Raw genomic sequence first — 21,638 nt, forward strand, 5'->3', positions numbered from 1 at the left:
TTGAGCTGACATTGTTGTTAAAGACCCTAAGATAATTGCTGCTGATAAGATTAACTTTTTCATAATATGTATATTTTAAATTGAGATTGAGTGTTATATTATTTTTGAATCCATTTTCCATTTTCGTCAGCAAATAAAGAACCTTCTTTATCTCCAACTTTAACGTCAAGTTGATATTCTTTCTTTTCGTTTACATATGCTTTTGTAAGCATAGCATCAGGATATGCTTTTTTTAATGCATCGGTTACTGCTGCAGGAACCTCTGCTGTATTTATTTCTGTAAATCCTGTTGAAGAGGATGCTGTTTCCGTAGTTTCTTGTGTAGGAGTTGTGCTTTGGTCTTGAGCCGACATTGTTGTTAAAGAACCTAAGATGATTGCTGCTGATAAGATTAACTTTTTCATAATATGTATATTTTAAATTGAGATTGAGATTGAGTGTTTTATTAGTTTTGAATCCATTTTCCATTTTCGTCAGCAAATAAAGAACCTTCTTTATCTCCTACTTTAACGTCTAATCTATATTCTTTTTTTTCATTTACATAGACCTTTGCAAGTACTGCATCAGGATATGCTTTTTTTAAAGCTTCGGTTACTGCTGTAGGAACCTCTTCTGTTTTTATTTCTATAAATCCTGTTGAAGGTGATACTGTTTCTGTTTTTGTTGAAGTTTCTTCAGTTGTAGTTGAGCCTGGGCCTTGTGCGTTCATTGTGGTTAAAGATCCTAAGATGATTGCTGCTGATAAGATTAACTTTTTCATAATATATATGTTTAAATTGAAATTGATTGTTTATTAGTTTTGGATCCATTTTCCTGATTCATTAGCAAATAATGAAGCTTCTTTGTCCCCTGATTTTATATCTATTTGGTATTCATTTTTTTCGTTTACAAATGCTCTTGTCATTAAAGCATCAGGATAAGATTTGGCTAAAGCATTTATTACTGCCGCCGGAACTTCTTGGATTTTGATTTCTCTGAACCCCGTTGTGCTTGATGCTGTCTCTGTAGTTATAGTTGTTGCCTCAACAGTGGTTTCCTCAGTAGGTGTAGTTTGATCTTGAGCATGTATTGATGTTAAAGATCCTAGTATGATTGCGGCTGATAATATTAATTTTTTCATGTTGTTATATTTTAGATAGTGTTGTTTTACGTTTTAGATAATGAAATTATTGTGCCGCAAACTTATGATAAGGTCAATGGTTCTTAAGTACTTGTTATATAGGTGTTTATTGTTTTTGTTGTTTCGTTGTTTGTTGGGTAATAGTGGGTACTGAATAATAAAAGTGTGTAGTTTTTACTCGTTTTAGAAAAGTTTGGGACAAAAAAAAAGCTACACAAATTGTGTAGCTTTATTATTTTGAAAGACTAATGAAGTGATTAGTCTCTTGGAATCATTTTAAAAGTATCCATGAAGGCAGTTGTGTAGTCTCCTGCAATGTAACGTGGATCGTCCATCAATTGTCTATGGAAAGGAATTGTAGTTTTGATACCTTCGATAACAAATTCATCTAATGCTCTTCTCATTTTACTAATTGCTTCGTCACGAGTTTGTGCCGTAGTAATCAACTTTGCAATCATTGAGTCATAGTTTGGTGGAATTGTGTATCCTGAGTATACGTGTGTGTCTAAACGCACACCGTGACCACCTGGCATGTGTAAAGTAGTGATTTTTCCTGGTGATGGTCTAAAATCATTATAAGGGTCTTCAGCATTGATACGACATTCAATAGCGTGTAATTTAGGTAAATAATTTTTACCAGTAATTGGCACACCAGCAGCAACTAATATTTGCTCACGAATTAAATCATAATCAATAACTTGTTCCGTAATAGGGTGTTCTACTTGAATACGAGTGTTCATTTCCATGAAATAGAAATTGCGGTGTTTATCAACCAAAAATTCTACTGTTCCAGCACCTTCGTATTTTATATATTCAGCAGCTTTTACAGCAGCAGCTCCCATTGCTAGACGTAATTCGTCAGTCATGAATGGAGATGGAGTCTCTTCCGTTAATTTTTGGTGACGTCTTTGTACAGAACAGTCTCTTTCAGAAAGATGACATGCTTTACCAAATGAATCTCCAACTACCTGAATTTCGATATGACGAGGTTCTTCGATTAATTTTTCAAGATACATTCCGTCATTACCAAAAGCAGCAGCGGATTCTTGACGAGCACCTTCCCAAGCTTTCAATAATTCATCTTCTTTCCAGACAGCACGCATTCCTTTACCTCCACCACCAGCGGTAGCTTTTAGCATTACAGGAAAGCCAAACTCTCTTGAGAGTTGAAGTGCTTGTTCGTAAGATTCTAGTATTCCAACAGAGCCAGGTACGCAAGGAACACCAGCTTCAATCATAGTAGATTTTGCCGAAGCTTTATCTCCCATGCGGTCAATCATTTCTGGAGCAGCTCCAATAAATTTTATTCCATGTTCTTGACAGATTTTGGAAAACTTAGAATTTTCAGATAAAAATCCGTAACCAGGGTGAATTGCGTCTGCATTAGTGATTTCAGCAGCAGCAATAATATTTGACATTTTCAAATAAGACAAGTTGCTTGGAGGTGGTCCTATGCAAACCGCTTCATCAGCAAAACGTACATGTAAACTTTCTGCATCGGCAGTAGAGTAAACAGCTACAGTTTTGATGCCCATTTCTTTACAAGTTCTAATTACACGAAGTGCAATTTCTCCTCTATTTGCAATCAGTATTTTTTTAAACATATTTTTTTAATTAGATAATTAGACATTGTGTCAATTAGACAATTATGAAGAAAGAAAAACTTCTAACTTCTAACTTCTAACTTCTAACTTTTTATGATGGGTCTACTAAGAATAAAGGTTGGTCAAATTCTACTGGAGACATATCATCTACCAATATTTTTACAATTTTACCTGTTACTTCAGATTCGATTTCGTTGAATAATTTCATTGCTTCAATTACACAAAGTACATCTCCTAGAGCGATAGTAGTTCCAACTTCTACAAACATAGGTTTGTCTGGAGATGGTTTTCTATAGAAAGTTCCAATGATTGGAGATTTAACAGTGATGTATTTAGATTCTTCTACTACTGGAGCAGGAGCAACTGGCGCAGCGGCAACTGGTGCAGCTACTGGAGCAATTACCTGTTGTACTGGAGCTTGTGGAGCTTGTTGTACATAAGTTGTTTCTGTTGTGCTACCTTCAAGTGTCGTTCTGATAGTGATTTTTATATCATCCATTTCCAACTTAACTTCTGCTACACCTGTATTTGAAACAAATTTGATTAGGTTCTGAATTTCTTTTAAATCCATAATTGGTCTATTTTTAGTTTAAATTTATTTTTTGTCGTATGCCCATTTTAAATAAACAGACCCCCAAGTGAATCCTCCACCGAAGGCTGCGAAAACAATTGTATCTCCTTTTTTAAACAAATGTTCAAAATCACTGATTACAAGTGGTAAAGTTGCTGATGTTGTATTTCCGTATCTTTCGATATTCATCAGTACTTTTGATGGTTCAAGATTCATTCGACTTGCTGTAGCGTCAATGATTCTTTTGTTTGCTTGATGCGGAATCAACCAGTCTACATCGTCATTAGTAAGGTTATTTCTTTTCAGGATTTGTTCACTTGCATCTGCCATATTGGTAACAGCATATTTAAATACTGTTTTTCCGTCTTGCATAATGTTGTGTCTGTTGTCCTTCACTGTTTGCATAGTGGTTGGGACTAAAGATCCTCCTGCTGGAATTTTTAAAAAATGACGACCTACACCGTCACTTCTTAAGTATTCGTCTTGAAAGCCTAAACCTTCATAATTTGGTTCGAATAATACTGCGCCAGCACCATCACCAAAGATGATACAAGTTGTTCTATCTGTGTAATCAACAATAGAGGACATTTTATCGGCACCGATTAAGAGTACTTTTTTATATCTCCCTGATTCTATATAGGCAGATGCAGTTGACATTCCATACAAAAAGCTAGAACATGCTGCTTGTAAGTCATATGCGAATGCGTTAATAGCGCCAATCTCGGTTGCGACATAAGCTCCTGTTGCAGCAACAGGCATATCTGGAGTTGCAGTAGCCATAATAACCATGTCAATTTCCAGTGGATTAATATTGCCTTTGGCAATTAGATCTTGTGCTGCTTTTATTGCTAAGTAAGAAGTTCCTTTATCAGTATCCTGTAAAATTCTTCTTTCTTTAATACCAGTGCGAGAGGTAATCCACTCGTCATTGGTGTCAACCATAGTTTCTAAAACTTTGTTAGTAAGTACAAAGTCTGGAACATAAGCTCCAACTGCGGTAATTGCGGCGGTCATTTTATTCATTTTGTCTGACTATTTTTTTTCAAATGTTGCCATCTGAAAAAACGTTTAAAAGGCTTGAAAAGTACAAAAAAATATTTCAAACTCACGATTTTGGAGCTTGTTATTTAATTTAAATTATAAACAACAAAAAAAACTCTCACAAGTGAGAGTTCGTAATATCATCTATAAAAGAATGCATTAAGCAAAAGTAGCTTCTGACTTGTCAATAACAACTTGCCCTCTGTAATACATTTTACCTTCATGCCAGTAAGCTCTGTGGTATAAATGTGCTTCACCTGTAATAGGGCAAGTAGCGATTTGAGCTACTGTAGCTTTGTAATGTGTTCTTCTTTTGTCTCTTCTTGTTTTCGAGATTTTTCTCTTAGGATGTGCCATTTTACTATATTATTTATCCGTTAATAGTTTCTTTAATTTTTCCCAACGCGGGTCAATATTTTCGTCTTCGTTTTCTTCTTTAATTTCTTTCTCTTCTCTAACTTTTAATTCATTCAGTTTTTCAAGAGCTTCAGATTGTAAGCTTCCGTCTTTTACTCCTGGATGAACTCGTCTTTGAGGTACCGATAATACAATCGTTTCATAGATGTATTGTGCAACGTTGATTTCGAATTCACCGTAAGGTACGATTAGTAATTCTTCATTGTCGTTGTTGAATTCCTCTCCAAAGCGAACAATCAATTTCATATTTCCCTTTACAGGTAAATCAAAATCTTCGCCAGTTAGGTCACAAGGTACGTTTACGGTTCCATTATGTTCAAAATTCAGTTCAAGCATGCTACTTTGTTTTTCTAGGACAACATTTACTTTGATGTCAGATTTTTGATATTCGTCATAATCAAAGATCTCAAAGAACGCATTATTTAATTGATACTCAAAATGATGTTTACCGTTCTTTAATCCTACAAACGGAATTAAATATTCTTTTGTACTACTCATTTCAACAATTTTTTGCCTCATTCCGGCATTTCGGAATGGGAGTGCAAAGATATAAAATTATTATGAACCTAATAAAGTTATTTATCTTTTTTTATTTATAACTATTTTTCTCTTACTTTTAGTGGATTCTCACTGATTTCAGCATACTGAATTCTTGATCTATAGACGTCTATAGCCAAGTAAACGGCTTCTTTAAACGAATTAAAGTCAGCTTTTCCTTTACCTGCAATGTCATAAGCGGTGCCATGATCAGGCGAAGTCCGTATTTTATTTAGTCCTGCAGTGTAATTTACCCCCTTGCCGAAAGAAAGAGTCTTAAAAGGAATCAATCCCTGGTCGTGATAAGTCGCTATAACCGCATCATATTTTTCATATTGACCGCTTCCAAAGAAACCGTCTGCAGCAAAAGGACCAAAAACAAGTGTTCCTTTGCTAAATATTTTTGCAATCGTTGGTTTTAATATGGTGTCATCTTCTTTCCCAATTACGCCACCATCACCGCAGTGTGGATTTAATCCTAAAACAGCAATCTTAGGTTTGGTAATACTGAAATCTTGAATTAAAGATTTTCTTACTGTTTCTATTTTTTTCTTTATTAATGTTTCGGTCAAGGCAGCAGATACCTGGTTTAAGGGTAGGTGATCTGTAAGTAAGCCCACTCGTAAGTCGTCCTGTACCATCATCATCAGTGCATCTCCTTCTAGTTCTTGGTCTAGATAATCTGTATGGCCTGGGAATTTAAAAGTTTCAGACTGAATGTTGTATTTGTTTATAGGAGCTGTAACTAGAACGTCAATTAAGTCCTCTTTTAGTGCTTGGGTAGCTGCGACGAAAGATTTGATAGCGTAATCGCCAACCTTATCATCATTTGTACCAAGGTTCAGGTCAACGCCTTCCTTCCATACATTGAGCACGTTGATTTTTCCAAAAACGATTTGATCTAGTTTGTCAATTCCATGTAATGAAATTGCCGAGTCCAAATTTTTCTTGATGAACGACATTATTTTAACATTGGCAAAAATAACAGGCGTACATAGCTCCAACATTCGAGAATCTTCAAATGTTTTTAGTACCACTTCGCTTCCAATACCGTTCAAATCTCCAATTGAAATTCCAACGATAATATTTTCTGCTTTTTTCATCATGACCACAAGTTATTTATTGCTAATTTTGAAGTGCAAATTTAGTAAAATAAAATAAGAAATGTTTACAGGTATAATAGAAACCCTTGGTACAATCCGAGAAATAGTAAAAGAGCAAGACAATATTCATGTAACAGTGGAGTCTGAAATCACTAATGAATTGAAAATCGATCAAAGTGTAGCTCACAATGGTGTTTGTTTGACTGTGGTTAAAATTGAAGGAAAAGCCTACACAGTGACTGCTATTGCAGAAACAATACAAAAAACCAATCTAGGTGATTGGCAAGTTGGGAATCAAGTAAATCTAGAGCGTGCCATGAAATTGGGTGATCGTTTGGATGGGCATATTGTTCAGGGGCATGTAGATCAAATAGGGACTTGCGTAGAGGTTAAAGAAACAAATGGAAGCTGGGGGTATACTTTTGAGTACGATCAAGCATTAAGCAATATTACGATCGAGAAAGGATCAATTACTGTAAACGGTGTAAGTTTAACAGTGGTTAATTCCAAGAGTAATCAATTCAGTGTTGCAATTATTCCTTATACTTATGAACATACTAATTTTCAAGATTTTAAAGTGGGTACAAAAATCAACCTAGAATTTGATGTAATTGGTAAATATGTTTCTAGGCTTTATGCTAATAAGTAGAATTCTATCCTTTTGTAAAAAGGGAAAATCGTTGGGTTATCCCAACGATTTTCTCTTTTTTGTGTAATTGTATATTGTATGTGTACCGTAGGTAAGTGCTGCTATACCTAAAAAAAGTATTCCATCGTCAATGGGTAGTCCTGGTGGTGGTGGTGGTCTTCTCGGTGATGGTGGTCCCGACATCGCATGCATACTTAGTGTGCCTGCTATGCAGATAATGAGTAGGTAGTTGTATTTATGTAATTTTTTTTTCATAAAATTTCAAAAATGCTTTGGGGTATTTTAAATTTAGTTCTGATTCAGGTACAAATTTTAAGCCAAAGTACTAATGTTTTATGAAAACATAATGGTAATTATTGACTTTTATCTGATATATATGTTTTTTATCGGTAATATTAGTTTGGTAAGTGTGTTCGAAAATTAATTTTGCCAACTGTTTTTGGTTTGTCAATGAGTGAAATAACATATTTTTTTGTTGGTAATGCTGAAAAAAAAATTATTTGAAGTAACGGCTTTATATTATTTTAGATTCAATATAAAAGTATGTAAATTCTTTAAATTAAAAAAACCTTGCAAAAGTTAATTTACAAGGTTTTAAGTTCTTAATAAGTGGTCCCACCTGGGCTCGAACCAGGGACCACCTGATTATGAGTCAGGTGCTCTAACCAGCTGAGCTATAGGACCGGTTAAGAGTCTGCAATATTACTACTATTTTTCGTTTGTGCCAAATGTTTTTTAATTTGTTTTAGTACTTTTAGTTGATTAGTAGTGTCAGTGGAGTGAAATCCATTGATTATTAGAATGATAATGTAAAATTAAAAAGTGAATTATTTTATCTCTTGGCACAATTCTATTAAGATGCCGTTCGTATTTTTGGGGTGTAAAAAGACGATACGTTTATTGTCTGCACCAATTCTCGGGATTTCATCTATAAAAATAAAGCCTTCTTGTTTCAATCGAATCATTTCTTGTTCGATATTCATTACCTCAAAAGCAATATGGTGAATGCCTTCTCCTTTTTTGGTCAGGAATTTTGCAATTGGGCTTTCTGGGTTTGTAGCCGCGAGGAGTTCTATTTTAGTAGGACCGTTTTTAAAAAATAACGTATGCACGCCTTCGCTAGCGATTTCCTCAGATTGATATGCAGCTACTCCTAGTAATTTTTCAAAGAGAAGGCTAGAGGTTTCCATGTTTTCGACTGCGATTCCTATGTGTTCAATTTTTTTCATTGGGAGTACTTATTTTTTGATGTCTGCGTTCGGCAAATTTAAACTATTCAGTATTGTTTTGATATTCGAAATTAATTTTAAAACAAAGAACTATAATAGTTTATTAAAAATTTCTATACCCGTAAATATAATTGTTATTTTGTACTCTTTAATTTTGCTAACTCATGTTCGAAAAAAATAGTATTGCTTTTTGTTTGGTTCTTATTCTATCTCTTTTAGGTTGTGCTAAAAGAGGAAACATCACAGGTGGTCTAAAAGATACGCTAGCACCAATTTTAAAAGCTAGTTCTCCGAAAAATTTCACGACTAACTTTCACGACAAAGAAATTATCCTGACTTTTGATGAATACATAAAATTAAAAGACATGAACAAGCAACTTGTGATTTCACCACCTATGAAACATGAGCCGTTGATCACGCCTACCAATGCAAGTAAATATTTAAGGATAAAAATAAATGATACATTACAGCCCAATACAACCTATAGTTTGAATTTCGGACAAAGTATTACCGATAATAACGAAGGGAATCCTTTAAATCAGTTTAAATATGTGTTTTCAACAGGTCGATATATAGATTCACTGTCACTAGGAGGAACTATTAAAGATGCATACGATAAAGAATCAGATTCGTTTGTATCGGTGATGTTGTATGAAATGAATGAAAATTTCACTGATTCAATAGTGTATAAAGAAATGCCAAGGTATGTTACTAATACTTTGGATAGTTTGAAGACTTTTCAACTCGAAAATCTTAAAGCGGGTAAGTACTTGTTAGTAGCATTAAAAGACAAAAATAAAAATAATAAATTCAACTCGAAAGATGATAAAATTGGATTTATAAAACAACCGATTACCATTCCGAATGACACACTGTTTGAAGTTGAATTGTTTAAAGAGGCAATTCCATTCAAGGCCTTCAAGCCTACGCAAGCTTCTTCAAATAAATTGTATTTAGGGTACGATGGTAAGCAAGATTTTAAATTGTCAAAACCCAATATTGTCCTCAAAAAAGGAAACGTTGTGGTGCCAACTATCGTAACTCAAATGGCAAAAAAGGATTCCTTGTTGATTTGGTACAAGCCTTTGAAGAACGACAGTTTAGTAGTTTCGATTTCAAAAGACAAGTACCTTCAAGATTATAGTTTTAAAGTTAAAGACCAAAAAACCAAAGATTCTTTGACAGTTTCTGCTGTGCAAAGTGGAGCTATAAGTTTTAGAGATCGGTTTGCGCTTGAGACAGCTACGCCGTTAGTCAGTGTGGATAAATCTAAAATTACATTTCTAAACGCCGCCAAAGAACCCGTAGTTTTTGAAACCGAACAAGATGTTTTCAACCAGAAACTCTATATAGATTTCAAGAAATTCCCAGAGGAGAAGTACAATCTTACGCTTTTGCCTGGTGCATTAGTAGATTTTTTTGATAATAAAAGTGATACGCTTGTGTATAAGTTTGAAACAAAGCCTCTAGATCAAGTAGGGAATTTGAAAATAAAATTACAAAATGTAAAAAGATACCCCATAATTATCGAGCTCACCAATCAAGCTGGCGAAGTAAAAGCGTCTGAATATAGTACAGAAGATTCTGTTGTTAATTTTAATTTAATTGATCCTGCCATATATACGCTTCGTGTTATTTATGACGATAATAAAAATAAACGATATGACTCAGGTGACTATCTAGCAAAAAGGTATTCAGAAGAGGTGATTTATTTCTCAAAAGAAATTGATGTTCGTGTCAATTGGGATGTCGAGCAGACCTTTGATGTAAGTTTGCCGTATGTACCAGAACCAAAAAAGAAAGCCAATAAAAAGAATTAAGCCGGTAATAGGTTAGATCAAAATGAATTTTTGCAAGGACTACGTAGTCTTTCGTTAGTAGATTTCAAAAGTATCTGCATCGTTCAGGAAGTTGAATTTTTTTCGGGTATTTTGAACCAGTTCTAAGTCTATCTCTACAATGAAAACAGCTTCCGTTTCTTGTGGTTCAACTAAGTATTGTCCCAGGGGAGTGATCAATTGCGAGTGTCCGTTGTAGGGCAACTTATTTCCGTCTTCGCCAATTCTATTCACGCCAATGGTATAACTTAAGTTTTCGATTGCACGTGCACGTAGTAAGCTATCCCATGCCAAAATCCTTGTTTCGGGCCAATTGGCAACGTAAATTAATAAGTCATAATTTTCTACATTTCGAGAAAAAACAGGAAAACGCAAATCATAACAAACTAGGAGACAGATTTTCCAACCCAAATAGTTGACTGTCAGTTTTTGTTTTCCGGCCGTATAGATTTTTTCCTCACCAGCAAGAGTAAACAAATGACGTTTGTCGTAAAACTGAATTTCACCAGACGGAAATACAAATACCAGTCGGTTGTAAAAATTGCCGTTTTCAGTAATTACCAGACTTCCTGTAAGTGCACTATTGTGGAATTTGGCTGTCTTTTGCATCCACTGTACCGTGTCGCCAGTCATCGTTTCGGCTACATTTTTTGGGTTCATAGTGAAGCCAGAGCTAAACATTTCGGGTAAAACAATCAATTCTATGTCCAAGGGTAAATTGCTAATTTTCTCGTCAAACTGATTCCTGTTGGCTTCTGGCTGCTCCCAAACCAATGCCGATTGTATCAAAGCTATTTTCATCACCTTTATTTTTGATAAAGATAAGGATTCTGAGTATAAAAATTAGGAGCATAATGATTAGGGATTCCAAGTTGCCTCGTCCCGCTATACATTGCAATCTCTAGTTTTTGCTGTCGCAATACTAGAGGATTTTCATTTCTATCGGGGCTAGAGAGAATTCTTGTTTTTATGAATTTGTTTTTGAATTTTTGTTGTTCTGGCTGCTAATATTTTTGCTATTTTCGATTATAGTCAAAAGGGATTACTATGTTCCATTTTCTATGTTGTCAATTCTCATTTCAATTCACTAAATTTGCATTAAAATACAAACAAAATGAGCAACATTAGAATCACCAAACAATTCAATTTTGAAACCGGACACGCCCTTTATGGTTACGATGGTAAATGTAAAAACGTACACGGTCATAGTTATAAATTGTCGGTAACGGTGATGGGGCGTCCGATTAAAGACCGCTCCAACGTGAAATTTGGAATGGTGATTGATTTCTCTGACTTGAAGAAGATCGTTAAAGAAGAAATCGTAGACCAGTTTGATCATGCAACTGTTTTTAATGAAACTACACCACACATTGAGCTAGCAAGAGAATTGCAAACTCGTGGGCACCATGTGATTTTGGTAGATTATCAACCGACCAGTGAAAACATGGTGATTGATTTTTCTAAAAGAATTATTAGCCGTTTACCAGAAGGGATTACGTTGTTTTCTTTAAAATTACAAGAAACAGAATCTTCTTTTGCAGAGTGGTTTGCAAGTGATAATCTATAATTTTCAATCTCTGAAAGCTATTTTATGCTATTAGCCAATACAAAAAAAATATATTTTGCTTCCGATCAACATTTTGGAGCACCAACAGCTGAGCTGAGTCTACCACGCGAAAAGAAATTTGTTGCTTGGTTGGACGAAGTCAAACTAGATGCCGAAGCAATTTTTCTATTAGGTGATTTGTTTGACTTTTGGTTTGAATACAAAACTGTTGTTCCCAAAGGTTTTGTGCGTGTTTTGGGCAAATTGGCCGAGATACGTGACAGTGGTATTCCTATCTATTTTTTTGTGGGTAACCATGATTTATGGATGCGTAAATATTTTGAAACCGAATTAAATATTCCTGTTTATCATGATAATAAAGAGTTTACTTTTGGAGGGAAAACATTTCTTATTGGTCATGGTGATGGTAAAGGTCCAGGAGACATAGGGTACAAACGTATGAAAAAAGTGTTTGTTCATCCGTTTTCCAAATGGCTATTTGGATGGCTACATCCAGATATTGGCGTAGGTTTAGCACAGTATCTATCGGTGAAAAATAAAATGATTTCGGGAGATTCGGATGTTAAATTTCTAGGCGAAGACAAAGAATGGCTCATCTTGTATGCCAAACGAAAATTAGAAACCAAGCACTACAATTACTTTATTTTTGGACATCGTCATTTACCAATGATTAAATCGATCGGTGAAAACTCCGAATATGTAAACCTTGGGGATTGGATTTCTTATTTTACCTATGGTGTTTTTGACGGAGAATCTTTCGAACTAAAAGAATATAAGTAGATTCGCTACGCTATACTGGGGTTGTCTTGTAAGGAGTACCTCTTTGCTTTGGAGATAAAAAAATAGGCTGTCTCAGCGAGACAGCCTATTCAAAATAGTTTTAGAAAGAGGCTGATCCTTTAGGGAAAAGCCTCTTTTTTTGGTTATTGTACGAGGTAAATGTAGGATCCAGATTTATCTAGTATTACTGTAAAGCCTTCAGTCGTATTTGTTCCGTTATACACGGCTACCGTTACTAAAAATTCTTGACCTTCTTCTGCATCCGGGTAGTTTTTCTTCAAAACAACATTGAATGCTTTCAATAGTTCTGGCTCTTCCCATCCTGAGGTTCCTCCGGTTCTGCTGAAGTTTCCATAACGAGATAAGTTAGCTACTTCATCGGTTAAATCCGTATCCGAGCTTAATCCAGTAACTGCATCGGTATAATCGATAGTTTTGAATGGATACTTGATCACATTATTAGATACCCAAACTCCTTTTTTATATTTAAAATTAGACGTTTGAGTACTCAATGATGGAATAACAACCCAGTTAGTACCATCATATTTATATTTTAATAGTACATCTTCAAATTTTCTAGCACTGCTGCTGTCAAAATAAGTATAAGTAAACAGTACAGATTGAACATCACCGATTTCTGCAAATGGCTTGTAGGTTGATTTCAAATAAATAGCAATTCTTTTTTCTGCTAAATCTTTATCTGCAAAATTAGTGAAAGACTGTTCTAGGGCATTATAATCCGTAAGCTCTAACGTAAATATTCCTTCCCAAGTTAAATCTGTGTTGAATAAGAAGCTTTTGGTCACTGTTTGTGTAGTAGCTCCCAAACGAATTTTGTACGTTAACTTTACAGCCATTCCTGGTACAGCAGTTGGGTATTTGAAATTTAAGAACTCTGCAACATCATTTTCGTTAGAGAAGTTTCCGTATTTACCAATGTTTCCTCCTTGACTAATGTAGTCTTCTGGAGTAAGTGCATAAGTAGTCGTACTTGTCAATGTATTTGGTCGATACAAGTTATATGTAATTACAGCTATAGCACCTTCTACACGAACTAATTTGGATAATATAACTGCTGGGAGTTTTTGAATAGCATCCTCTTCAGATGGGATTCCGTTGAAAATCTCGTAGTCGTCTGTTTTGGAGGTTGCGTCAATGCTAGCGTAGTCCTCTTCGGCCAAGGTATATTTTAAATCGGTTTTTATTGGGCTGGGGATGTTCCCTAGTTCATCGTATGTTTTGTCTAGTTCACTTTCACACGATAGGAATACTATAGCAAAGGAAAGAAATATGTATTTTAAATTTTTCATATGAGTTTTGTATTAGAAATTAATGATTGTGCTGATACTGAAAGTTCTTCCAGATCCAAAAAATACGGTTGCTCCTGCCGCAGTTCCGTCATTGTCGTTGGCTCTAGTAATGTATTCTGTATTGAAAACGTTATTCATTCGAGCAATAACTTTGGTGTTCAAAGAAAGAATACGAAACTTATGTAGTATTGAAGCATCAATCAAGTGGAAGCTTGGAACTTTCCATGGATCGGTACCTGCAGTAGTACGCGTTCCAGGGTTGAAATCAGCATAATACCTATCGTAATAATTGTAATCAATGTTCAAACTTGTTTTTGGAGTCACATGATATTGCATTCCTAATGCTGCTGTAGTTTGTGCCGATCTCCCTACAGGTAAGTCTTTGATGAATAAATTAACGTTACTAATTACGTTTTGGTCAGAATCTGTAATCACTGCTTTTACATCATTTTTCCATTTCCAATCTCCCAAAGAAACCATCCCTGTTAAAGTTAAGTCTGTTGATGGTCGATACTCAAAATCTAGTTCTACACCTTGGTGAAGGGCATTAACACCTAGAATGTTGGTGTAAATTACTTCTAGCGCGTTTGTTGTTGGGTTGAGTGCTGTTCTTGTATCTGTTTGTGTTCTGTCATTCCATTGTGTTCTATAAACGTTAAGATTGGCAGCCAATTTGGGTAAACGTAAACCATAACCAAGTTCAAAACTTAATATTTTTTGGTTTTTGGCATCTTTGTTCGTTTGGTCATTATTGTTAGAAGCCCAAACAGCAGATGAATAAGGTGCTCTTTCGAAATAACCAACATTTGCAAAAATATTACTATAATCATCTAGTCTGTAATTCCCACCCGTTTTTGCTCCAAAGCCGATAAAGTTTACGTTATCTGTCTTACGTGATGGATCTGAGTCTAACTTTCTAAAGTGATCTAATCTGCTATAAGTAGTATTGGAAGCATTTACAGCTACAAATGCTGTAACTTGATCATGGTCATATTCTAGTTGTGCAAAATTTCCGATCCAGTTGACAAAAGTGTCATTGTAAAAACCGACTTTATCTCCCACTACAGCTGCTTTGTTAGGATTATTTACATCTCCATTATCTTTGTAAAATTGTCCTCCAAGTAAATCGTTAACTTGTTTGAAGTGTGTCCCTTTGTAATAACGGTAATCCAATCCACCAGTAAAGGTATAATCATCATTTATTCTACTGGTCCAAGTACTAATTGCTCCAGCCCAAATATGATTGTTAGCAGAAGTTTGTATTATCGCGGTTGACTCTCCGTTGGCAATATTTTCTGCAACTACACGGTCAACATCAACAGGGCCAAAAGTTCCAAAACGGTAAGCATTTGGACCAGTTAGTTTTCCTTTGTCAGCACCGTCTTCAAAGCTCACGCCTCCTTTTCCAGAAGAATAATAAACGGCTGTAGAAAGTTTATTGTTTGAATTTATTTTCCAATAATGATTTAAAGAAATTAAGGGTTTATTAAATGAGTTTTGACTCAAAGCAAACAGTTGTCCGTTTTTGTATCCCCAACCTTTATTTAATTTAATTCCTCTGTCACTTGTTCTATAATCCTGAATAGATAATCGCTCAAACCGTTGACCGTGTGTTTGTGTAGCACCAGTTGCCGTTAGCACTAGACGGTGTTTCTCATTTATTCTTTTAGAGATACTTCCGAAATAAGAGATTCCTTCAAACGGCGTACCATCCACATAACCGTCTCCGCTAATTTTGTCGGCATAAACGGTGGCAGCATATCCATTATCCATTATACCTGTCGATAGTTTAACGCCTACCTTTTGGTAGTTGTTGTTACCAACACTATAGCTGACTTGTCCACCCTCTTTGGAGGCTGTATTGTCTGTAATGGTATTGATTGTCCCTCCTATCGATGGTACGGCTACTTTTGAGGCTCCTAAACCTCTTTGTACTTGTATCGATGAGGAAACACTTCCTAGACCTGTCCAGTTGGACCAAAAAACACGTCCGCTTTCCATGTCATTTACAGGAATACCATTAATTAATACGGCAACATTTTCGGAATTAAACCCTCTTAATGTAATATCTCCATCTCCAAATCCACCACCTTCTTTACTTGCGTAAACTCCTGGTACCGATTTTAAAATTTCAACAAATTCTTGATTTCCTAGTTTTAACTCAATTGCTTCCTTTTTGATTGTTGATACAGCAACTGGTGTTTTTCTTTCTACTGCTCTAGACGAAAAGACGACTACTTCATCTAGTCCTTGTGAAGAACTTTCCAAAACGATTTCAATATATTTTGAATGAGAACTATGGAATTTTACTTTCTTGGTAGTAAATCCAATTGTCGTTATTATTAATGTTCCTTGTGTTTTATCAGTGCTAAATTGAAAATCTCCTTCTGCATTTGATATCGCTCCTTCATTTGTGCCGTCGATTACAATTGAAGCTCCTATTAATGGGATTTCATTGTCATCTTGAATGTTTCCTGCGATTACTTTCTTGTTTTGTGAATAAATTTTAGTAAGACTTACTAAAGTGAATACCACTAATAGTACAATTTTCTTCATTTTTATATGTAATTTAATTAGAACGGTAAAATTAGATATCTCATAGAGGAATGACGTTAACTTAAATTTATCTAAAAACACCCTTATTATTAACTTAAATTTAAGAATCGCTAATTAACGTTAAGTTATCGTTATCATTTTGAAAATAAAGGAATATTACATTTAGTATTAGTATTTAGGGCTGAAATAGTCTTTTTTTGAACTATATTTATAAAAATATGGAATAACTAGAGATTAGTTTCTTTTTTTATTGATATATAGATTGTGGTTTAGCTATTAGGATTAGTATGAAGATCCTCTTTGTTGTAATTCTATTTACAATTATTTCACAAAATAATAATAATGGAATAGACACAATATCTTAACGTTTATTGCTTTTTCCTTTTTATAAAATGTTGTTTCTTAGCTTTCGATTATAAATATAATTTGAAGTATGAAAAAGTTGATAGTAGCACTAGTAATTAGTGTGAGTTTTGCAAGTTATGCGGCACCAAATTGGGGAAAAACAGGACATAGAACTGTAGGTGAAATTGCAGCCAAACATTTAAGAAAAAAAACTACGCGTAAGATTAATGATTTATTGAATAATGAATCTGTCGCTTCGGTTGCTGTTTATGCAGATGATATTAAGAGTGATTCTCAGTATAATAAATATTATTCTTGGCATTATGTGAATTTTGAAGGAAATAAAAAATATAAAGACGATCCTATTAATCCAGAAGGTGATGTAATACAAGGAATAAAAACCTGTGTGGTAAAGATTCGTTCAAAAGAAACTTCTAAGGATGAAAAGGCATTCTTCTTGAAAATGCTTATTCACTTTGTGGGTGATTTACACATGCCGCTTCACGCCGGTAATTCATCTGATAAAGGGGGAAATGATGTGAAAGTTAAATGGTTTGGAGCTGATTCTAATTTGCACCGTGTTTGGGATTCTGATATGATTGACGATTATCAAATGAGTTATACCGAATTGGCTACAAATAATGACATTATGATCACAAAAGATGAGGTTGCCGTATTTGAGAAAGGAACTCTGTTGGACTGGGTGGTTGAGTCTAGAAAATTGGCTTTGACATTATACAGTCAAACGCATCAAGACGATAAATTGGGGTACAAATATATGTACCAAAATTTTCCAGTAGCTCAAAAACAATTAGAAAAAGGGGGGGTTCGTTTGGCATTGATTCTTAACGAAGTTTTTAAATGTAAATCAAAATGGTTAAATACTTTTCTTGCTGATTTGTAATTTTTATTCAGGAAATTTTTGTTCTGAATATTAAAACGAATTCCAAAATATACTTAAAGCTGTCCGTAATGGGCAGCTTTTTTAGTTTCTACCAATGCCAGTAAGGTATTCATCTAATGTTATTTTGAAAATGGTAGTCGAAATCAAATTGTTCATTTGATTCATTTCGTTGATAGACATGGCTAAATCAAGTTCATGAAAAGGTGTTTTTAATAAATATTTTGCGCAGTTATTTTTAAGCGCACAGTCTTCACAACATTGATTTTTGGAAATGCTTTCTTCTATCAAGCATTTAAAATCAACTAATTCTTGTGTGTTAAGTTGTAACCCTGTTTCTCTAAAGACGAGTTGGATTTTGTTTCTGAGTGTTTGATTTTCGTCTATCCAGTAAAACGAAATTCCAAATTCATTTTGATAAATGGCCTGTATTTCTTTCATGAGATTATATTAGTCTCACAAATGTAATTATTTTTATTTAGAATGAATAAAAATAATTATATAAAATTTTAGGATTTTAATGTAATATTATAGTTTTATGCTACATATTTTTTTTAAAATAGCTTAAAAAAAGCAAACAGTAAAATATCATTTATCAGCAATTTACTTCAATTTGGTTTCGCCATTTTAATCGAAACTATAAATACTGATTAATGAATATAGGGCTGTATTAATTAATAGGGTTATTTAATTTGTGTTTTAGTTTTAATTCGATAATTGTTATGAAATAAAAGCAAACTCTTTAGCCTAGATCGAAGCAGCAACCTTTGTATTTATTCTTTAAAAACACAAAGATATAGTTTAAGAGCGGGAAGGATATTTCTTTTGAAATCCCATACTTAGAGCTCCTAAAGAATAATTATGGTTTTTGAATAATATTTTTTAAATCACTTATTCTATGTCGGTATCTTTGCTGAGGTCTAGATTTCTAAAAGTTGGAGATAATGTACCTGTTAAAATCACGACCAAGAGAGTCATGCTTCCTCCAAAAACTACTGCAGTCACGGTACCCATCAAGCGAGCCGTTAAACCACTTTCGAAAGCACCCAACTCGTTGGATGAACCCACAAACATTGAGTTTACAGCAGAAACACGTCCACGCATATGATCGGGCGTTTTTAAGAATAAAATCGTTTGACGAATCACAACTGAAATTCCGTCGAACACGCCACTTAAAAATAGGGCAACCAACGAAATCCAGAAAATAGAAGATAACCCGAAAACTATAATACAAATTCCAAATCCAAAAATGGCAACCAGAAGTTTTATTCCTGCATTGGTATTGAGTGGGACATACGCGGTTACAAGCAAGGTCAAAAAGGAACCTATGGCAGGTGCTGCTCTCAAATATCCAAAACCTTCGGGTCCTACTTTTAATATGTCTTGTGCAAAAACGGGTAATAATGCTACCGCTCCACCAAAAAGAACAGCAACCATATCGAGTGTGATTGCTCCTAAAACTGTTTTGTTATTGAATACAAATTTGATTCCTTCACTCAAACTTTGAATAATCGGTTCACCAATTTTTGGATTTAAAATGGGCTTTTTTTCTATTTGAGATAAGGCGAGTAGCGCAATTATTGAACACATGAAAACAGAACACATCGACCAATGAACGCCAATAAGATGTATCGAAAATCCAGCTACGGCTGGTCCCACTACAGATGCAATTTGCGCAGCCGAACTGCTCCAAGTTGCGGCATTTGAATAAGCACTTTTGGGAACAATTAAAGAGACTAGAGAAAATATAGTTGGACCTAGGAAGGCACGTACCAAGCCACCCAGGAATACCAAGAAGTAGATAGCATACAGCACTGTTTGTATATTATAGCCTGATATTACGGTTGGCCAGGTCAATAAAAAGAGACCGAAACTAATGACTGAGAAGGCCAAAATACATTTGAGAAGCATGCCTTTTTTTTCTTTCTGATCTACAAAATGACCTGCAAATAATGCCATACTAACGGCTGGAATGACTTCCATTAATCCAATTAAACCCAAAGATAATGGATCTTTGGTGATGCTGTAAACTTGCCATTCGATAACAATAAATTGCATGGACCATGCAAATACCATAGCAAAGCGAACGAGTAGGAAGGTATTGAATTCTTTGTAGCGTAATGCTTGGTAAGGATCTTTCTTGATTTTTTTAATGCTCATGATCTAATGTCTTTTAATCGTAATTGTGTGGTGATTTTTCCGTTCCATTCATTTTCGTCAATGCAGTAGACAGCTTCAAACGGTTTTTGATTGGTGGTACAATCTATTTTATTTCCTAATCCAAATCCGATAGCTGCGAGACCTTCTGAATTGTTTTGTTTGACAAATAGTCTTAAGTGTTCGTTTTCTTTACCCATTGGTTTCCCGTATCCGGTTTCGATCACGTTTTTGGTCAAGAAAACCGGTGTCATATTGAGTGGTCCGTAAGGTTCAAATTGTTTTAAAATCCGAATGAATTTTGGGGAGATAGTATCAAAGTCTATTTCGATATCGACTTCTATTTCAGGAACTCGTTGCTTTGGTAAGATGGTATCTCGAACTTGTTTTTCGAAAGCGGCTTTGAAAGCGGCATAGTTTTCTGGTAGTAGCGTCATTCCAGCCGCGTACATATGACCTCCAAATTGTTCCAGATGTTCCGCACAAGCTTCGAGCGCATTGTAAACGTCAAACCCTTTTACAGAACGGGCAGATGCTGCGTATTTTTCACCACTTTTGGTAAATACCAAGGTGGGGCGATAATGCGTTTCGATGAGGCGCGAGGCTACGATTCCTATAACACCTTTATGCCAATCCTCTTGAAATACTACTGTAGAATAGCAGTTTTCTTCGTTATTGCTTATAATTTGATGAAGTGCTTCTTTGGTAATTTGTTGGTCCAATTCTTTTCGATCGGCATTGTTTTTTTCTATTTCAGAAGCAAATTCTTGGGCTTGCTCAAAATCAAATTCGGTCAGTAACTGGACCGCATAATTGCCATGTCTGATGCGACCAGCAGCATTAATTCTGGGTGCTACAATGAAAACGACATCAGTAATATCTAGTGTTTGTTTTTTGACTTGGTGGATCAAAGCTTTGATTCCAGGTCTTGGACTGCTATTAATTACCTGTAGTCCAAAATGAGCTAAAACTCGATTTTCACCTGTCATAGGAACAATATCCGCAGCAATGGCCGTGGCAACCAAATCAAGGTATGGAAGTAAATCGTCTATTGTTTGGTTTCTATTGCTACCCAAAGCTTGGATCAATTTGAAACCAACCCCACAACCACATAATTCATCATAGGGATAAGTACAGTCATTCCGTTTTGGATCTAAGACGGCAACTGCAGCAGGTAATTTTTCTCCTGGTCTGTGGTGGTCACAAATAATGAAATCAATGTTTTTTGCTGTGGCATAGGCAACATGATCGATAGATTTTATACCACAGTCTAATGCGATAATCAACGAAAATTCATTGTCCTCAGCATAATCAATTCCTTTGAAGGATATACCATAACCTTCCAAATAACGATCTGGTATGTAAGTATCCACATTTGGATAATATGTTTTTAAGTACGAAGCGACCAAAGAAACAGCTGTAGTGCCATCCACATCATAATCTCCAAAAACAAGAATCCGTTCTTGGTTTTGGATTGCTAGCTCTATTCGTTCCACTGCTTTGTCCATATCTTTCATCAAATAGGGGTCGTGCAAATGAATGAGGGAGGGTCGAAAGAAGGCTTTTGCTTCTTCAAAAGTTTCAATACCACGTTGAACTAATAAGGTTGCCACAAAATCTTTTACAGTAAGGGCTTTCGCCAAATGATGAATTTTTTCTGGTGAAGGTTTTGGTTTAATGGTCCAACGCATGTAAGGGTAAATTAATGAGAATTAATATCCTACGAATTTAATTTTTTTGTTTTAATTAGTCTTTATAAAAGGATGTTAAATTGATTAAAATTTTCAATAAATGATGTTGCTTGAAAAAAGATAAAGTATTTTTATTTCGGTATTAAATGACTATTTTTAAGTAGCTGATTTTAAGCAAGGTGGATTGATTGAGTCGCAATAGCAATTGACGAAATTAAAGAG

General features: G+C 34.9%; 22 protein-coding genes and 1 tRNA gene. 5 read left to right on the plus strand and 18 right to left on the minus strand.

Features of this window, described 5'->3' with window-relative positions:
• Positions 1 to 98: 98 nt before the first annotated feature.
• From M2326_RS07005 to pdxA, 9 genes are all read right to left on the minus strand, one after another.
• The gene (locus M2326_RS07005) at positions 99 to 404 is read right to left on the minus strand and encodes a hypothetical protein (RefSeq protein WP_264618846.1); all 306 of its coding nucleotides are present in this window, start codon (positions 402 to 404) and stop codon (positions 99 to 101) included.
• A gap of 41 nt (positions 405 to 445) precedes the next feature.
• Positions 446 to 760, minus strand: a complete 315-nt coding sequence (locus M2326_RS07010; RefSeq protein WP_264618847.1) for a hypothetical protein — start codon at positions 758 to 760, stop codon at positions 446 to 448.
• Positions 761 to 793: 33 nt separating this feature from the next.
• Positions 794 to 1,120: a hypothetical protein gene (locus M2326_RS07015; protein WP_264618848.1), complete on the minus strand. Its 327-nt coding sequence runs from the start codon at positions 1,118 to 1,120 to the stop codon at positions 794 to 796.
• Between the two features lie 257 nt (positions 1,121 to 1,377).
• Positions 1,378 to 2,724 (minus strand): acetyl-CoA carboxylase biotin carboxylase subunit, encoded by a 1,347-nt coding sequence (gene accC, locus M2326_RS07020; RefSeq protein WP_264618849.1) that lies wholly within the window; start codon positions 2,722 to 2,724, stop codon positions 1,378 to 1,380.
• A gap of 91 nt (positions 2,725 to 2,815) precedes the next feature.
• Complete coding sequence (gene accB / locus M2326_RS07025; protein ID WP_264618850.1) at positions 2,816 to 3,295, minus strand: acetyl-CoA carboxylase biotin carboxyl carrier protein; 480 nt, start codon at positions 3,293 to 3,295, stop codon at positions 2,816 to 2,818.
• A gap of 24 nt (positions 3,296 to 3,319) precedes the next feature.
• Positions 3,320 to 4,318 carry a beta-ketoacyl-ACP synthase III gene (locus M2326_RS07030; protein WP_264618851.1) on the minus strand — a complete coding sequence of 333 codons (999 nt, stop codon included), beginning with the start codon at positions 4,316 to 4,318 and terminating at the stop codon, positions 3,320 to 3,322.
• A 177-nt stretch (positions 4,319 to 4,495) separates the two neighbouring features.
• Positions 4,496 to 4,693, minus strand: coding sequence for a 50S ribosomal protein L32 (gene rpmF / locus M2326_RS07035; RefSeq protein ID WP_073242095.1), 198 nt, complete (start codon positions 4,691 to 4,693; stop codon positions 4,496 to 4,498).
• 9 nt (positions 4,694 to 4,702) lie between these two features.
• The gene (locus M2326_RS07040) at positions 4,703 to 5,251 is read right to left on the minus strand and encodes a YceD family protein (protein ID WP_264618852.1); all 549 of its coding nucleotides are present in this window, start codon (positions 5,249 to 5,251) and stop codon (positions 4,703 to 4,705) included.
• Positions 5,252 to 5,352: 101 nt separating this feature from the next.
• A complete protein-coding gene (gene pdxA, locus M2326_RS07045) occupies positions 5,353 to 6,396 on the minus strand; it encodes a 4-hydroxythreonine-4-phosphate dehydrogenase PdxA (RefSeq protein ID WP_264618853.1) in 1,044 nt (347 codons plus the stop codon).
• A gap of 58 nt (positions 6,397 to 6,454) precedes the next feature.
• Here pdxA and M2326_RS07050 point away from each other — a divergent pair, with 58 nt between their 5' ends.
• Positions 6,455 to 7,042, plus strand: a complete 588-nt coding sequence (locus M2326_RS07050) for a riboflavin synthase (RefSeq protein ID WP_264618854.1) — start codon at positions 6,455 to 6,457, stop codon at positions 7,040 to 7,042.
• Positions 7,043 to 7,078: 36 nt separating this feature from the next.
• Here M2326_RS07050 and M2326_RS07055 read toward each other — a convergent pair whose 3' ends face one another.
• From M2326_RS07055 to mce, 3 genes are all read right to left on the minus strand, one after another.
• On the minus strand, positions 7,079 to 7,234 hold the full coding sequence (locus M2326_RS07055; protein WP_264618855.1) for a hypothetical protein: 156 nt from the start codon (positions 7,232 to 7,234) through the stop codon (positions 7,079 to 7,081).
• A gap of 418 nt (positions 7,235 to 7,652) precedes the next feature.
• Positions 7,653 to 7,726: transfer RNA gene (locus tag M2326_RS07060), tRNA-Ile, on the minus strand.
• 143 nt (positions 7,727 to 7,869) lie between these two features.
• Positions 7,870 to 8,271: a methylmalonyl-CoA epimerase gene (gene mce / locus M2326_RS07065; protein ID WP_264618856.1), complete on the minus strand. Its 402-nt coding sequence runs from the start codon at positions 8,269 to 8,271 to the stop codon at positions 7,870 to 7,872.
• Positions 8,272 to 8,435: 164 nt separating this feature from the next.
• Here mce and M2326_RS07070 point away from each other — a divergent pair, with 164 nt between their 5' ends.
• The gene (locus M2326_RS07070; protein WP_264618857.1) at positions 8,436 to 10,091 is read left to right on the plus strand and encodes an Ig-like domain-containing domain; all 1,656 of its coding nucleotides are present in this window, start codon (positions 8,436 to 8,438) and stop codon (positions 10,089 to 10,091) included.
• A gap of 54 nt (positions 10,092 to 10,145) precedes the next feature.
• Here the strand turns inward: M2326_RS07070 and M2326_RS07075 are convergent, their stop codons facing one another.
• Positions 10,146 to 10,910, minus strand: coding sequence for an amidohydrolase (locus M2326_RS07075; RefSeq protein ID WP_264618858.1), 765 nt, complete (start codon positions 10,908 to 10,910; stop codon positions 10,146 to 10,148).
• A gap of 313 nt (positions 10,911 to 11,223) precedes the next feature.
• On the opposite strand from M2326_RS07075, the gene M2326_RS07080 reads away from it, so the two are divergent.
• Both M2326_RS07080 and M2326_RS07085 read left to right on the plus strand, forming a co-directional pair.
• On the plus strand, positions 11,224 to 11,676 hold the full coding sequence (locus M2326_RS07080; RefSeq protein WP_264618859.1) for a 6-pyruvoyl trahydropterin synthase family protein: 453 nt from the start codon (positions 11,224 to 11,226) through the stop codon (positions 11,674 to 11,676).
• A 24-nt stretch (positions 11,677 to 11,700) separates the two neighbouring features.
• Positions 11,701 to 12,456: a UDP-2,3-diacylglucosamine diphosphatase gene (locus tag M2326_RS07085; RefSeq protein WP_264618860.1), complete on the plus strand. Its 756-nt coding sequence runs from the start codon at positions 11,701 to 11,703 to the stop codon at positions 12,454 to 12,456.
• Between the two features lie 143 nt (positions 12,457 to 12,599).
• Here the strand turns inward: M2326_RS07085 and M2326_RS07090 are convergent, their stop codons facing one another.
• Together M2326_RS07090 and M2326_RS07095 are read right to left on the minus strand one after the other, a co-directional pair.
• A complete protein-coding gene (locus M2326_RS07090) occupies positions 12,600 to 13,766 on the minus strand; it encodes a hypothetical protein (RefSeq protein WP_264618861.1) in 1,167 nt (388 codons plus the stop codon).
• A 12-nt stretch (positions 13,767 to 13,778) separates the two neighbouring features.
• Positions 13,779 to 16,322, minus strand: a complete 2,544-nt coding sequence (locus M2326_RS07095; protein WP_264618862.1) for a TonB-dependent receptor — start codon at positions 16,320 to 16,322, stop codon at positions 13,779 to 13,781.
• A gap of 433 nt (positions 16,323 to 16,755) precedes the next feature.
• Between M2326_RS07095 and M2326_RS07100 the strand changes: the two genes are divergently transcribed.
• Positions 16,756 to 17,571 (plus strand): S1/P1 nuclease, encoded by an 816-nt coding sequence (locus tag M2326_RS07100; RefSeq protein WP_264618863.1) that lies wholly within the window; start codon positions 16,756 to 16,758, stop codon positions 17,569 to 17,571.
• 81 nt (positions 17,572 to 17,652) lie between these two features.
• Here the strand turns inward: M2326_RS07100 and M2326_RS07105 are convergent, their stop codons facing one another.
• The 3 genes from M2326_RS07105 to recJ form a co-directional block, all read right to left on the minus strand.
• Positions 17,653 to 18,009 carry a hypothetical protein gene (locus tag M2326_RS07105; protein WP_264618864.1) on the minus strand — a complete coding sequence of 119 codons (357 nt, stop codon included), beginning with the start codon at positions 18,007 to 18,009 and terminating at the stop codon, positions 17,653 to 17,655.
• A 450-nt stretch (positions 18,010 to 18,459) separates the two neighbouring features.
• The gene (locus M2326_RS07110; protein WP_264618865.1) at positions 18,460 to 19,728 is read right to left on the minus strand and encodes an MFS transporter; all 1,269 of its coding nucleotides are present in this window, start codon (positions 19,726 to 19,728) and stop codon (positions 18,460 to 18,462) included.
• Entirely contained in the window at positions 19,725 to 21,416 is a 1,692-nt protein-coding gene (gene recJ / locus M2326_RS07115; protein ID WP_264618866.1) for a single-stranded-DNA-specific exonuclease RecJ, read from the minus strand. Before recJ ends, M2326_RS07110 begins: the two co-directional genes overlap by 4 nt.
• Between the last annotated feature and the right edge of the window lie 222 nt (positions 21,417 to 21,638).

It is taken from the genome of Flavobacterium psychraerolatum (genome assembly GCF_025960985.1).
Classification (GTDB): Bacteria; Bacteroidota; Bacteroidia; order Flavobacteriales; family Flavobacteriaceae; genus Flavobacterium.